Annotated in this window: 9 protein-coding genes and 1 tRNA gene; 6 read left to right on the top strand and 4 right to left on the bottom strand. The window is 61.4% G+C overall.

The window, feature by feature from the left end; all coding sequences use genetic code 11:
* Nucleotides 1-32: 32 nt before the first annotated feature.
* Entirely contained in the window at nucleotides 33-761 is a 729-nt protein-coding gene (gene pdeM / locus CFBP6623_RS00740; RefSeq protein ID WP_046800533.1) for a ligase-associated DNA damage response endonuclease PdeM, read from the top strand.
* A gap of 78 nt (nucleotides 762-839) precedes the next feature.
* On the opposite strand, the gene CFBP6623_RS00745 is transcribed toward pdeM, so the two are convergent.
* From CFBP6623_RS00745 to podJ, 4 genes are all read right to left on the bottom strand, one after another.
* The gene (locus tag CFBP6623_RS00745; protein ID WP_046800534.1) at nucleotides 840-1,277 is read right to left on the bottom strand and encodes a universal stress protein; all 438 of its coding nucleotides are present in this window, start codon (nucleotides 1,275-1,277) and stop codon (nucleotides 840-842) included.
* Between the two features lie 160 nt (nucleotides 1,278-1,437).
* Nucleotides 1,438-2,205: a TIGR02186 family protein gene (locus CFBP6623_RS00750; protein WP_425090163.1), complete on the bottom strand. Its 768-nt coding sequence runs from the start codon at nucleotides 2,203-2,205 to the stop codon at nucleotides 1,438-1,440.
* 56 nt (nucleotides 2,206-2,261) lie between these two features.
* On the bottom strand, nucleotides 2,262-3,188 hold the full coding sequence (locus CFBP6623_RS00755) for a sulfite exporter TauE/SafE family protein (protein WP_046800536.1): 927 nt from the start codon (nucleotides 3,186-3,188) through the stop codon (nucleotides 2,262-2,264).
* 265 nt (nucleotides 3,189-3,453) lie between these two features.
* Nucleotides 3,454-7,203, bottom strand: a complete 3,750-nt coding sequence (gene podJ, locus CFBP6623_RS00760; RefSeq protein WP_080842324.1) for a cell division protein PodJ — start codon at nucleotides 7,201-7,203, stop codon at nucleotides 3,454-3,456.
* Between the two features lie 374 nt (nucleotides 7,204-7,577).
* Here podJ and CFBP6623_RS00770 point away from each other — a divergent pair, with 374 nt between their 5' ends.
* From CFBP6623_RS00770 to CFBP6623_RS00795, 5 genes are all read left to right on the top strand, one after another.
* Nucleotides 7,578-9,374, top strand: coding sequence for an acyl-CoA dehydrogenase C-terminal domain-containing protein (locus CFBP6623_RS00770; protein ID WP_046800538.1), 1,797 nt, complete (start codon nucleotides 7,578-7,580; stop codon nucleotides 9,372-9,374).
* Nucleotides 9,375-9,509: 135 nt separating this feature from the next.
* Nucleotides 9,510-10,718 (top strand): acetyl-CoA C-acetyltransferase, encoded by a 1,209-nt coding sequence (locus tag CFBP6623_RS00775; protein ID WP_046800539.1) that lies wholly within the window; start codon nucleotides 9,510-9,512, stop codon nucleotides 10,716-10,718.
* Between the two features lie 147 nt (nucleotides 10,719-10,865).
* On the top strand, nucleotides 10,866-13,082 hold the full coding sequence (locus CFBP6623_RS00780) for a 3-hydroxyacyl-CoA dehydrogenase NAD-binding domain-containing protein (protein WP_046800540.1): 2,217 nt from the start codon (nucleotides 10,866-10,868) through the stop codon (nucleotides 13,080-13,082).
* A 167-nt stretch (nucleotides 13,083-13,249) separates the two neighbouring features.
* Nucleotides 13,250-13,681 (top strand): hypothetical protein, encoded by a 432-nt coding sequence (locus CFBP6623_RS00785; protein WP_046800541.1) that lies wholly within the window; start codon nucleotides 13,250-13,252, stop codon nucleotides 13,679-13,681.
* A gap of 284 nt (nucleotides 13,682-13,965) precedes the next feature.
* A tRNA-Phe gene (locus CFBP6623_RS00795) sits at nucleotides 13,966-14,041 on the top strand.
* Nucleotides 14,042-14,051 lie beyond the last annotated feature (10 nt).

Consider the following 14,051-nt stretch of genomic DNA (forward strand, 5'->3'; position numbering starts at 1 on the left):
AACGGCGGACTGGAATAAGGGAACGAAGGTAAGTGTTGAGCCGGCTGACACTGAGCGACCGATTTTCGAACGGCTTCGAATGCCTTGGCAGCGAAACCGCCGTGAATGGTGTCGCCGCCTGGTGCGATCCTTTGGGCGGGCTTTACCTGCCGGACCTGTCGCTGCTCGTGGTCTCCGACCTGCATCTGGAAAAGGGTGCCGCCTTCGCCCGGCGCGGGCGCATGCTGCCGCCCTATGACACCATCGCCACTCTTAAAATCCTGTCCTCCCTCGTCAGCCGCTACGATCCGAAGATCGTCGTCAGCCTCGGCGACAATTTCCACGACCGCGTCGGGTCAGAGCATCTGTCGCCCATGTTGCGCGAACTCATTCGCGAGATGGCGCATGGCCGCGAATGGATATGGATCAACGGCAACCACGATCCTGATGGCACGGTCGATCTGCCGGGCTCTTCTGTGGATGAGATGTTTTACGGCAACCTCACCTTCCGCCACGAGCCGAAGCTGGGTGATGCCGCCGGCGAAATCGCCGGGCATCTGCATCCCTCCGCCACGGTTCGCCGTCGCGAAAAGACGGTCCGGCGGCCCTGCTTCGCCACGGATGGCGCGCGTCTGTTGATGCCGGCTTTCGGGGTGATGAGTGGCGGGCTGGATTTGCGCCACAAGGCCATGCGTGGCCTGTTCGATCATGCGGCGCTCGTCGCGCATCTGATGGGACGGGACCGCATCTATTCGGTGCGGTTCTCAAATCTGCTCGGCTGAGAGTATCGTCGTCGTTATCTCTTTGTCTTTACGCATTGTCCGGACGTAAAACCGCTACGCACTTTTGACGGAAATGCTCTATTGCCGGTAAACCAGCACCGGTATCTTCGAATTCTTCAGCACCTTTGCCGTGACGCTGCCGAGCAGCATCTCGATAAAGCTCCTGCGCCGGTGCGAGGCCATGGCGATGAGGTCGCAGCCGGTCCTGTCGGCAATTTCGATGATCGCCTCGTCCGGCCGTCCCGCCCGCGCCAGCAGCGCCTCGCAATCCAGCCCCATCGACGCCGCATGCGCCTGGGTGTCCCTGAGAAGATGCTCCGCCTCCTCGCAACGGTGGAATTCTTCTTCGGCAATGGCGGCAATGTCTTCGACGTCGCTCGCAATCACGTGAAAGGGTTCCGATACCGTCACGACGGTCACCTTTGCGCCTGCCTCCCTGGCGAGAGCGAACCCTTGGTCGATTGCGATCTGCGCCAGCGGCGAGCCATCGGTGGGAATGAGAATGTGCTTGAACATGACATTTCTCCTTTTCATCCCGGTCACAACCGCGCTGGCCGCCACTGTCTGGGTGCGAGGTTGTAACGTCTTGAATTTTACCGCAAACCGTTAAAGGAAGCGAATGCTATCTTTGCCGCTGCGGGCGGCAAACGCTCTCTTTTTCGCGATGAAAAAGCGGTCAGTCCTTGCGGAAGATGATGCTGGCACCCCAGCCGGTCACGACGGCCAGCAGAACGCAGAGCGCGCCGTAGGCAAGCGGCGTCTGATGCGCGGCATCGGTGATGGCCTGTTCCATGCCCGTCTTGACGACACGCAGTTTCAGCTCGCGCTGGGCGATGAATTTGCCGCTCTTGAACAGATAGGCACGGGCCGTGTGCACGCCGTTCGGCACGTTGGCGGGCAGGCGAAGCGTCGCCCAGAACAGACCGGTGCGTTCAAGTCTCACCCCGGTCGTGTCATTGCGATAGATGCCGCTGGAAAGCTTCAGGCGCCGATAGGCCTCCTGAAAATCGAAGACATTATCGGGTACGCCGGAAAACACCGCGCTTTTGAGCGACAGATGATCGACGCCCAGCCCCATGGCCCGCAAGGTGCCTGGCGAGGCGATATCCGTTATGTCACGCGTGCTGGCCATGGAATAGGATTCCGGCAACGGCGTGAAGGTGATCGCACTGGTATTGATCCAGATGCCCGCAACACGCTGCTTCTTGCGCACGGTCATATAGTCGGTAGGCCCTTCGAGCGTGACGACAATGTCATACTGGCCGATCGCCAGCAGCAGCTGGTCGGTATTGTTCAGCGCGCCGAAGAGGGTGAAATCCGCACCGCGAAAATCGGAGGCGATGGGAATTTCCGTCGTCGATGCGCCGATTTCGATATTTTCCAGCAATGACCGCTGCTGCGTACCGGGAGGCAGGGCAAGCGGCGGCGTCTGTGCGGAGGCCATGCTCCCAAAGGCAAGGCAGGGTAAGATCAGAAGGGCGGCGATGAGCAGGCGAGAGGTCAATAGCCCAGCCCTCCCACGGCAACCGAAAACAGGTCTTCCGGGCGCACCACCAGCGAGACCGCAAGGCGAAGGGCGACCGCGAGGACAAGAAGGGCAAGAAGCGCGCGCAACTGTTCGCCGCGCAGTTTCTGCCCGACGCGCACGCCATATTGCGCGCCGATGACGCCCGCCACCATCAGGATGAAGGCCAGCACCACATCGACGGAATAGTTGGTCGCCGCCTGAACGATGGTTGTGTAGGCGGTGACGAAAATGATCTGGAACAGCGATGTACCGACGACGACATTGGTCGGGATGCGCAGAAGATAGATCATCGCCGGCACCATGATGAAACCGCCGCCGACACCCATGATCGAGGTGAGGATACCGATGCCGAAACCAAGGGTGACGATCGGAATGATGCTGAGATAGATCTTCGATTTCTTGAACCGCATCTTCAGCGGCAGGCGATGCACCCAGTTGTGATGGCCCGGCCGGCGCAGCGTCACGGTTTCGTTGCGGGCGGCGCGGCGCAGCGCTGAAATGCTCTCCTTCAGCATCAGCCCGCCAACGGTGCCGAGCAGGATGACATAGAGCAGCGAAACGATGAGATCGAGCTGGCCGATGCTGCGCAGGAAGGAGAATATCCACACACCGACCGTCGCCCCGACCAGGCCGCCAACAAGCAGCACACTGCCGAGCTTGATATCCAGCGTGCCGCGCCGGAAATGGGTGATCGAGCCGGAGACCGAAGAGGCAACCACCTGGTTAGCACCCGTCGCCACGGCCACTACTGGCGGGATATTGTAGAAAATCAACAGCGGGGTGATCAGAAAGCCACCGCCCACGCCGAACATTCCGGAAAGAAAACCGACGGCCGCGCCCATGCCGAGAATGATGAAAATGTTCACCGACAGTTCTGCGATCGGCAGATAGACAGTCACGGCTCGGACCTCGGGCAAATGGTTCCGGGCGGCAGGGCTTGTCCGGGTGAGGGGGCCGCGCCGCGATTTACACTTTCTGTCTGAAAAGACCGGGCATGGCCCAGCCTTCATCCGTCATGCCCGTGAGGGCCTGACGTGTCAACATTCAACGGTAAATACGTTGATAATTTGGAAAGATAGCGGCTGTGTGTCGATGGCCAGCCACATTCCTGCGCCGAGTGGTGCGAAAGCGGCCAAGGGGGCCGCTTCACCGGTTCCGGAAGGCTTACTTGTTGCGGGCAAGCAGCGCAGTCACCAGTTCGTTGGTGATGCGCCCGTCAGGTGCCTGGCCGACGGATTTCTGGAAATCCTTGATGGCGGTGACAGTGTTCTTGCCGAGCTTGCCATCCGGCTGACCGGCATCGAAACCGTTCTTGTTCAGGATCGCCTGAATGTTGCGGATCGCCTTCTCCATGTCCACGGAGGCGGTCTTCACACCTTCCTTGCCAGCCCATTCTTCAGGCGGGTTGACGCTGTTGGTGTCTTCCGAAAGTGGCTTGACCTTCCATGCGTCCACCTTGGCCTTGGCGCTCTGAAGCTGCTGCGGGTTCATGGCTCCCGCAACTTCGTCACGCTTCTGGGCGGCGTCCGCGTCGCCATCCTTGGCGGCAATCGCGAACCACTTGTAGGACTCCTCGATATCCTGCTTCACGCCGCTGCCGCGGGCATAGAGAATGGCGAGGTTGAACTGGCTGTCACGCACACCGAGTTCCGAAGCCTTGATGAACCACTGCGCCGCAGCGGTGAAATCCGGCTGGCCGGCTGCGTCGGATGCGAGCAGGACCGCGAGATTGTGCATGGCGCCGGCATTGCCCTGTTCAGCGGCCAGCGTGTAGTAGCGCTTGGCCTCGGAAAGGTTGCGCTCCACACCGTTCGCCTTCTCGTAAAGATTGGCAAGACGGTATTGCGCAGGCGCCAGGCCACGATCCGCCGCCAGCTTGTACCATTTCGCCGCTTCCGCACGGTCGGCGGTAACTCCACGACCTTCGGTATAACGTGCGGCGATCTCAAACAGCGCCTGCGTTTCGCCCTTGGCGGCCGCTTCGGCCAGTGATGCGGGCTCGATGCCGGCGGGAACCACGATTGCGTCCTGCGGTGGAACAACGGTGGTGACAGTTTGCGTCGGAGCCTGCGTTTCGCTCTTTGCGACTGTGTCTGGCGTTGTCGGATCCACCACCGGCGCATCGGCAACCGGCGGCTCGTCTGCGAGCGGTGCGCCGCCAATGGTGCGGGTATCGATGATGTTCTGCGCCGGCGCAGTATTCTCGATGCTGTCGGCCGATGCCGCCTGCTCGGGATCGATGGCGAGATCGGAGGGGATGGTCACGGCCTTGTCGCCGGTTTCAGGAAGTGCCGAGACCGGTGCATTGTCCATCTTCTGCTCGATGACAGGTGCCGGGGCTTCCGCGCCGCCGATCAGCGTCTTGACGAGCGGCATGGCCATCATGGCGAGAAGAATGGCGCCGATACCAAGCAGCAGCGGGCGACGATAGCGCGACAGCGCCGAGGCGTCGGCCTTACGGCTCTTCTTGCCGGTTTCGAGCTTCTCCGGCGATGTTTCCATGGCCGCAGCCTGTGCTGCGCGGCGGGCGGCGGCAATGAAATCCGTCCGTCCTTCAGCATCTACGGCCTTGCCGCTGGCAGCCACCTGGCTGGCGCGCACGCGTTCCAGTATCTTCTTGATGTCAGGTGCGCCCGAGCCCGGCTCCAGAAGTTCGTTTTCCTGGCCCGCGGGCAGAACGTCGATAGGGTCGAGCGACGGAGCCGGCTCCACTTGCGTGCGGGCAGAGGAGGCCGAGACCGGCTCTTCAGCGGTTTTGACGGTCTTTGCCGTACTGGTCTTGAACCGTTTCGTCAGGCCGGCAAGCAGGCTCTTCTTTTCCGCCTTGGCGGGTTTTGCGGCGGCAGGCGGCACAACAGCCAGTGCATCCGCTTCGTTTTCGTCGGCGTCGAGAATGGCCTGTTCTTCAGCGATGTAACCTTCTTCCGGGAAGATGGCGGCTGGCATCGCCACTTCTTCGCGGGCGGGCGTGACCATAGGCTGCGCGACCCTGCGGGGCGCGGCCTCTTCGCGGTAGGCGGGAGCGTTGTCCAGGCTGTCGAGACGGCCGGCAATCTGCACCAGCGTCTCATGCAGCGCCTCAAAAGTGCGATGCGTGCGCTCTTCGGTATTGCGGCTCAAGGCTTCGAGGCTGCGCAGATCGGTTGCGAGATCGGTCAGCATCGTCATGTCGGCGAGGTTTGCGCCCGCCGAGAGATTGTTGCGCGTATAGGCGTCCAGAACCGCTTCGGCAGCCTGCCGTGCAGCTTCGATGATATATTCATCGTTAGACGCCATATAGTCCTCGATCGCCGCCATGCGGGCATCGAGTTCCGGGGACATGCCTGCCGCCTGCATCTGCATCGGCTGGCTGATCAGCGTCGAAAGATGGGCGATCTGGTTTTCGAGGCTCGTGAGCGCGCCGTTATCGGCGGGGGCGGCATGGGCGGTCTCGTCGAGACGCGCCGCGATATTGCCGAGCCGCTCTTCCAGGCGCGAAAAGGCGCTTTCGCTGAGGCCCGATGCCGGCTGCGGCTGGCTGTAGCGATAATCCAGGTCTTCAATGCGGCGCGACAGCGTATCGAGCCGTTCTGCCAGACCGTCATTGACGGCGCCATGATCCAGCGCATCGATCTTGCGGGAAATGTCGCTGAGGAAGGATGTCAGTTCCGCCTGCTGCGAGGGGCGCTGCGACCGCTCCAGCAGCAGCGAAAGCTGGTCCAGCCGCTCATGCAGCTGGGCGGCGTCGCGGGCGGTGCTGAGTTCGTCGATCTTGCCGGACAGCGCTTCAAGGCGGGCAGTCAGGTCCATCGCCGGCTCGGGTTTGGCGGCGGCAAGGCGGTTGATGTCGCCGAGCTGTTCGGCAAGGCCGTTCAGACGGGTTTCCAGCCGCTGCGCCAGCGCATTATCCGTCGTCTGCGTGTTGGAGCGGGTATTGGTCGCGGCAATGGCACGGCTGATTTCGTCCAACCGCTGGTCGAGACCGGAAAACTGTTCGGTAAAGGCGGCCTCATTGGGCTGCATATGCTTACCGAGCTGCTCCACGGCGCTGGCAATCGCAATCAGCTTTTCCTCGAGGACACGCACGGCAGGATTGTTGCTCATGCCGCCAAGCTGGGTCTTGATGTCATCGAGACGATAGGCGAGCGACACGATCTCATCCTGCAATGAGTTCGTATCAAAACCGCGCAACGTGTCTTCCACATTGTTCCAGCGGCTTTCGATCCGGTGCACGCTGTCTTCGCGCGCAAGCTGGTCGATGGTGAGGCGCAGGTCCTCGAACTCGTTGCGCAGCCCGTAGGCGTCAGGAGATGCGAGGTTGCCAAGCTGGTCGATGCTGCCCGCAAGCCGGGCGATGTCGTCGCGCAGATCGCCGATGAACTGCTGATCTTCCGCCACCGCGCGGATATTGCGGATTTCTGCGCGCAGCCCCTGCGCTTCGCGGGCCACGCCCTCGGAAATATCGTGCTTCAGCTCGTGGCGAAGGTTGACGAGCGCCTGCGCGATCTCCTGCAGGGCGGCGTCATTACGCTGCGGTTCCTGATAGGGCGGAATGGAACGTGCGCGCGGAGCGGGGTTGGCCGCCGCGTTCTGAACGTTCGGCCGATATTCCGGTGCAAGTGGGCGGGTAATTGTCCGTTCCGGACGCGCAACGGGTTCCTGCGGGCGCTGGAAGCTCGCCTCGAGAAGGCGCTGGCGCTGGCGGATTTCGTTGACGGGGTCAAGTTGCGGCGGGGTAACCGTGGCGCGTGGTTCGCGTGGCGCGGCATAAGCCTCGCCTTTCGGCTCGGGCGCGGGGCTCGGGCGCGGCTCGCGCGGAAACTTCTGGCTCATCAGCCCTTCAATACGGGCTTCAAGGCCTTCAATGGTGCGATTGAGAGCATCAAGAGACGACCTGTCGCTTGGCTGTTGGTTATTCGATCGCAATCCGTTCATCTTCTCGCTCGCTTCGCTTCCGCCCGCTATGCCCGGTTGTTGTCGCGACGTTGCCTGCCTGTGCATGCTGTCGCTGCAACATGCAGCAATTCCAGAGCCGGTATTCGCCCCCTTGGAGGAAAATGCGCCGATGAACGAAGCAGTTACCTCTTGTCGGAGAATTCACGAAACGTGGTAAAGAAGTGGTTAACTATGGTTGGAATTTTTTAACTTTTGTGGCGCGGGGGTAGGCCGCACCGGGTTGAGCAGCCATTTGCCAGCAGAGGATTGGCGATATCCATTGAAATTTATTTGACGTTTACGCGCACGTCAAATATTGTCATCCCATATCCGCCGGATTGTCTCCGGCACCACGATGCGGAGGAACATCGGTAATGCCTGTTTACAAGGCCCCAGTCAAAGACACGCTTTTTATCCTGAACGACGTTCTTGGCCTCGAGCGGTATAACAACCTGCCCGGCTTTGAAGATGCAACCCCTGACATGATCGAGGCCATTACCGGCGAGGCTGCAAAGCTCGCCGAAGAACGGCTTTTCCCGCTCAACCTTTCCGGCGATCAACAGGGTTGCAAGCGCGCCGATGACGGCTCGGTTTCGGTGCCTGAAGGTTTCAAGTCCGCTTATGACGCCTATTGCGAGGGCGGCTGGATCGGCCTTGCCGTTCCCCAGGAGTTCGGCGGGCAGGGCCTGCCCTATACGCTGCATGCGGCGATCGGCGAATATATGTCGTCCGCCAACCTGTCGCTGATGATGTATCCCGGCCTGACGCAGGGCGCCATCGCTGCCGTCCTCGTGCACGGCACGCAGGAGCAGAAGGAAACCTATCTGCCGAAGATGGTGGAAGGCACATGGTCCGGCACCATGAACCTGACCGAACCCCATTGCGGCACCGATCTTGGCCTGCTGCGCACCAAGGCGGTGCCACAGGGCGACGGCAGCTACAAGATTTCCGGCCAGAAGATCTTCATCTCCGCCGGCGAACATTCCATGACTGACAATATCGTTCATCTGGTGATCGCCCGCATCGAAGGCGCGCCGGAAGGCACCAAGGGCATTTCGCTGTTCATCGTGCCGAAGTTCCTCGTCAAGGAAGATGGTACACTCGGCGAGCGCAACGGCGTCACCTGCGGTGCGATCGAGCACAAGATGGGCATTCACGGCAACGCCACCTGCGTCATGAACTATGATGACGCGACGGGTTATCTGCTGGGCGCGGAGAACAAGGGCCTGTCGGCCATGTTCGTGATGATGAACGAGGCGCGCCTCGGCGTCGGCCTGCAGGGTCTTTCCGTTGGCGAGATCGCCTACCAGAACGCGGTGGAATATGCCCGTGACCGCATTCAGGGCCGCTCGCTTTCGGGTGCGAAATTCCCCGACAGGAAGGCCGATCCGATCATCGTGCACCCGGATATCCGCCGCACGCTGATGACCATCAAGGCCTATAACGAGGCCGGCCGCGCCTTCCTTCTGTGGACCGCGCTGCAATCCGACATCGCGCACCGTGCCGCCGACGAAAAGCAGCGCCAAGTGGCAGACGATCTGCTCGGTCTTGTGACGCCGATCCTGAAGGGTGTTTTGACCGACAAGGGCTTCGACCACGCCGTGATGGCGCAGCAGGTCTTCGGCGGTCACGGTTACATCGAAGAACATGGCATGAGCCAATATGTCCGCGATGCGCGTATCACCATGATCTATGAGGGTGCCAACGGCATTCAGGCGCTCGATCTGGTGGGCCGCAAGCTCGGCATGAATGGCGGCCGCGCCGTGATGGCGCTGTTCAAGGAAATCGGCGATTTCTGCGAGGAAAACCGCGCCGACGAAAAGCTTGCCCTTTACACCAAGGGCCTGAAGAAGGGCTTGAACGACCTGCAGGCCGCAACCATGTGGTTCATGCAGAACGCCATGGCGAAACCCGACAATGCCGGTGCCGGCTCGACCGACTATATGCATCTCTTCGGCATCGTGGTGCTGGGCTATATGCAGGCGCGCATGGCGAAAGCCGCCAGCGAAGCGCTTGCAGCAGGCAGCGCTTCGGACGAGGATTACCTCAAGACCAAGCTTGTCACGGCGAAGTTTTACATGGAGCGCATCATGCCGGAAACGGCGCTGCGCAAGGCCCGCATCGAAACCGGCGCGGACACCATGATGGAACTGGCTGCGGAAGCATTCTGAGAAGGTTGGCGTTTAGAGCATTTCCAGGAAAAGTGCGCAGCGGTTTTCCGTCCGGACAATGCGTAGAAACAAAGAGATAGAGCATTGAAGGTGATCTTTTCACCGGAAATGCTCTAACCCGCAGGGAGAGAAACAATGACCGACGTATTTATCTACGACCATGTCCGCACCCCGCGCGGACGCGGCAAGAAGGATGGCAGCCTGCATGAGGTGCCTTCCGTTCGCCTTGCCGCCAAGACGCTGGAAGCGATCCGCGACCGTAACGGGCTCGACACCTCTGCCGTCGACGACATCATCATGGGCTGCGTCGATCCTGTCATGGATGCCGGTGCCGTGATCCCGAAGGCCGCCGCCTTCGAGGCCGGTTATTCCAACAAGGCGCCGGGCATGCAGATCTCGCGCTTCTGCGCCTCGGGTCTCGATGCCATCAACTTCGCGGCCGGCAAGGTCAAGGCGGGGTCCGACGATATCGTCATCGCCGGCGGCGTCGAAAGCATGTCACGCGTCGGCATGGGCATGTCGGGTGGGGCTTGGTACATGGACCCTTCGGTCAACTTCCCGGCCTTCTTCATGCCGCAGGGCGTATCGGCCGATCTCATTGCCACCAAGTATGGTTTCTCCCGTGACGATGTCGACGCCTATGCCGTCGAAAGCCAGAAGCGTGCGGCGCATGCCTGGGAAAAGGGCTATTTCAACAAGTCGGTCATTCCGGTGAAGGACTCAAACGGCCTGACGATCCTTGATCGTGACGAGCACATGCGCCCCGGCACGGACATGCAGGCGCTGGCCTCGCTCAATCCTTCCTTCCAGATGCCGGGTGAAATGGGCGGTTTCGAAGCCGTTGGCATCATGGCGCATCCGGAAGTGGAGCGGATCAATTACGTGCACCACGCGGGCAATTCGTCCGGCATCGTCGATGGCGCGGCCGCCGTGCTGGTTGGCTCGAAGGCGGGTGGCGAGGCGATGGGCATCAAGCCCCGCGCCCGAATCAAGGCTTTCGCCAATATCGGCTCCGACCCGGCGCTGATGCTGACCGGCCCGGTGGATGTGACCGAGAAGCTCCTGAAAAAGACCGGCATGAAGCTTGCCGATATCGACCTTTTCGAACTCAACGAGGCCTTCGCCGCGGTGGTCCTGCGTTACATGCAGGCCTTCGAAATCGACCACAACCGGATGAACGTCAATGGCGGCGCCATCGCCATGGGCCATCCGCTGGGTGCAACCGGCGCGATGATCCTCGGCACGGTGCTGGATGAGCTGGAGCGGCGCGATCTCAACACCGCGCTCGTCACGCTTTGCATCGGCGCTGGCATGGGCACGGCGACCGTCATCGAGCGGGTTTGAGAGGCTTCGGCTGATACCGCAACGGTTCCTCCGTCATCCTCGGGCTTGACCCGAGGATCTATCCCCGGTGCTTGGATCCTCGGGTCAAGCCCGAGGATGACGGAGAAAGCGAAGCGGCCATTAAGATTCAGGGAAGAGGAATCCCAAATGAGCACTTACACCAATTTCACCATCGAGACGGACGCAGACGGCATTGCCCTCGTCACCTGGGACATGCCGGAAAAATCCATGAACGTCTTCACCTCTGAGGTGATGGACGAGCTGAACGCCATTCTTGACGCAACCGTCGCCGACAGTGCCGTCAAGGGCGTTGTCTTCACGTCAGGCAAGAGCACCTTTTCCGGCGGCGCCGATCTTTCGATGATCAAGTCGATGTTCTCCTTCTACAATGATGAGAAGACGAAGAACCCGGATCAGGCGGCGGCAAAGCTGTTCGAACTGGTTGGCCGCATGACGGGCCTGTTCCGCAAGATCGAGACCAACGGCAAGCCTTGGGTTTCCGCCATCAACGGCACCTGCATGGGCGGCGCGTTTGAGCTGTCGCTTGCCTGCCACGGCCGGGTCGCCTCCAGCGCCAAGAACCTCAAGATCGCCCTGCCGGAAGTCAAGGTCGGCATCTTCCCTGGCGCCGGCGGCACCCAGCGCGTGCCGCGCCTGACGGATGCGCAATCGGCACTGCAGATGATGACCACCGGCCAGTCGCTGACCGGCGCGCGCGCCAAGGCCATGGGTCTGGTGCATCAGGTGGTGGAGCCAGGTGAGCTGGTCGCAACCGCCAAGCAGATGATCAAGGACGGCCTGAAGCCGGTCGCACCCTGGGATGAAAAGGGCTTCAAGGCCCCCGGCGGCGGCATCTGGACGCCTGCCGCAGCCCAGCTCTGGCCCGCCGCTCCGGCCATCCTGCGCCGTGAAAGCGCCGGCAATTATCCGGCCGCCCTCGCCATCCTCAAATGCGTCTATGAAGGCCTGCAATTGCCCTTCGACACGGCGCTGAAGGTGGAGCAGCGTTATTTCACCGAAATCCTTCGCTCGAAGGAAGCCTTCGGCATGATCCGCTCGCTGTTCATTTCCATGCAGGAACTGGGCAAGGGCGCGCGCCGCCCGGCCGGCCAGCCGAAGACGGAGTTCAAAAAGGTCGGCGTTGTCGGCGCGGGCTTCATGGGCGCTGCCGTGGCTTATGTCACCGCAGCTGCCGGCATCCCCGTCGTGCTGGTGGATCGCGATCAGGAAGCCGCCGACAAGGGCAAGGGCCATTGCGAGGAAAGCGTTAAGGCGGCCATCGGCAAGGGCAGGCTGACGCAGGATGAGGGCAAGGCCCTGCTCGACCTCGTCACCCCGACGGCGGATTACAAGGCGCTCTCCGATGCCGATCTCGTCATCGAGGCCGTCTTCGAAGACCGCGATGTCAAGAAGACCGTCATCGAGGCCGTGGAAGCGGTGCTTCCTGAAGGTGCGATCTTCGCCTCCAACACCTCCACGTTGCCGATCACCGGGCTTGCGAAGAACTCGAAGCGCCCGGCGGATTTCATCGGTATCCACTTCTTCTCGCCGGTCGAGAAGATGATGCTGACGGAAGTGATCCTCGGCAAGGAAACCGGCGACAAGGCGCTCGCCGTCGCGCTGGACTATGTGGCGAAGATCAGGAAGACCCCGATCGTCGTCAACGATACGCGCGGCTTCTTCGTCAATCGCTGCGTGCTGCGTTATATGGCGGAAAGCTACGATATGCTGATCGAAGGCGTGCCCGCCGCCATGATCGAAAATGCCGCGAAATTCGCCGGCATGCCGGTCGGCCCGCTGGCGCTGAACGACGAGGTGGCCATCGATCTTTCCTACAAGATCCTGAAAGCCACCGTCGCCGATCTCGGCGAAAAGGCCGTCGATCCGCGCCATATGGAGCTGGTGAAGAAGCTGGTGGAAGGCGAGGGCCGCTTCGGCCGCAAGAACGCCAAGGGCTTCTACGACTATCCACAAAAGCCCGCCAAGAAATCCCTCTGGCCCGGCCTGAAGGACCTTTATCCGCAGCAGAAGCCTGAAGCGGTGGATATGGAGGTGCTGAAACAGCGCTTCCTCGTCACCGTGGCACTGGAGGCCGCCCGCACGGTGGAAGAAGGCATCGTTACCGATCCGCGTGAGGCCGATGTCGGCTCCATCCTCGGTTTCGGTTTCGCGCCCTATACCGGCGGCGCGCTTTCCTACATCGACGGCATGGGCGTGAAGAACTTCGTGGCACTCGCCGAAAAGCTCAGCGAGACCTACGGCCCGCGCTTCAAGCCGACGCCGCTCCTGAAGGACATGGCCGCCAAGGGCGAAACCTTCTACGGTCGCTTCGATCCCTATGCCAGCGCCGCCAAGGCGGCATGAGGCTTCCGGTCAGATCAGTAAACAGGCCCTCCGGGGCCTGTTTTTTTTGAGCCGAATATACCGCGCTGATCGCTTTCGGTGCATCCTTTGCCCAGCTGGGGCGTTGAAAGGGCGAGACCGGGCAAAGACGCCCGCCGCCGCAATTCAGCACGCCCCAGGAGATAGCGATGAAAGCACCACTGCGATCCCACGGTTTCGACAAGCCCACGGACCTCGACGACCATCTGGCAGAGCTGGACGAAGAGGCTGAAGCGACAGCCGCGGAAGCAAAGACGGAAAAAACCACGGTCAAAAGGACGCGTGCTGCCAATACCGTCGATCCGTCGCTGCGCGCCGAACTGGAAGAGCTTCGCAGAGAGGTCGACAAGATCCGCCGCGATATCAAACGGCTGGAGGCGGCCCAGCATTCCCGCCACAGACCCGCACAGGCTCACCATGAAAGAGACCGCGAGAATTCCCGCCTGATGACGGTGGTGCGCTCCGTCGCCGTAACCTCGCTTGCCAGCCGCATCTTCGCTTCCTCGCCCGTCATGGCGGCGCTGGTGGCCGTTGTGCCCATCGCGCTTGGCCTTGCCGCACGGCGCAGCGAAGCGGCCTAGCTGCCGCCTGCGGTGCCGTTATGCCGGGCAGGATCGGCTGGCGCCGAACCCGGGTAGCGGCCGGATGCTGCAAGGCGCGACACATGGTCGATAACGGGTTTTCCGCCGCAATCCGGCCTGCACCGGGCAGACATTCCAGCCATCCACAGCCCCTGTGAAAAAACTGTCAAAAAACTTCGCGATGGCGCTTGCCATGTCCGAACAAGATGTTATAACCCCGCTCACTTTCGGGGCGCAAAACAGTCCCGCCCGCCAAAAGCGGAGGTTCTTCAAGGACCTGAAGTGCCCGGATAGCTCAGTTGGTAGAGCAGCGGATTGAAAATCCGCGTGTCGGTGGTTCAAATCCGCCTCCGGGCACCATTCTAAGCCC

Origin of the sequence: Agrobacterium tumefaciens, assembly GCF_005221385.1 — a bacterium.
Lineage (GTDB): Bacteria > Pseudomonadota > Alphaproteobacteria > Rhizobiales > Rhizobiaceae > Agrobacterium > Agrobacterium tomkonis.

What these genes read in the sequence shown, in the direction of transcription:
- CFBP6623_RS00745 (WP_046800534.1), bottom strand. Translation starts at nt 1,277, where the DNA reads ATGTTCAAGCACATTCTCATTCCCACCGATGGCTCGCCGCTGGCGCAG.
- CFBP6623_RS00750 (WP_425090163.1), bottom strand. Translation starts at nt 2,205, where the DNA reads ATGGCCTCCGCACAGACGCCGCCGCTTGCCCTGCCTCCCGGTACGCAG.
- podJ (WP_080842324.1), bottom strand. Translation starts at nt 7,203, where the DNA reads ATGAACGGATTGCGATCGAATAACCAACAGCCAAGCGACAGGTCGTCT.
- CFBP6623_RS00770 (WP_046800538.1), top strand. Translation starts at nt 7,578, where the DNA reads ATGCCTGTTTACAAGGCCCCAGTCAAAGACACGCTTTTTATCCTGAAC.
- CFBP6623_RS00775 (WP_046800539.1), top strand. Translation starts at nt 9,510, where the DNA reads ATGACCGACGTATTTATCTACGACCATGTCCGCACCCCGCGCGGACGC.
- CFBP6623_RS00780 (WP_046800540.1), top strand. Translation starts at nt 10,866, where the DNA reads ATGAGCACTTACACCAATTTCACCATCGAGACGGACGCAGACGGCATT.
- CFBP6623_RS00785 (WP_046800541.1), top strand. Translation starts at nt 13,250, where the DNA reads ATGAAAGCACCACTGCGATCCCACGGTTTCGACAAGCCCACGGACCTC.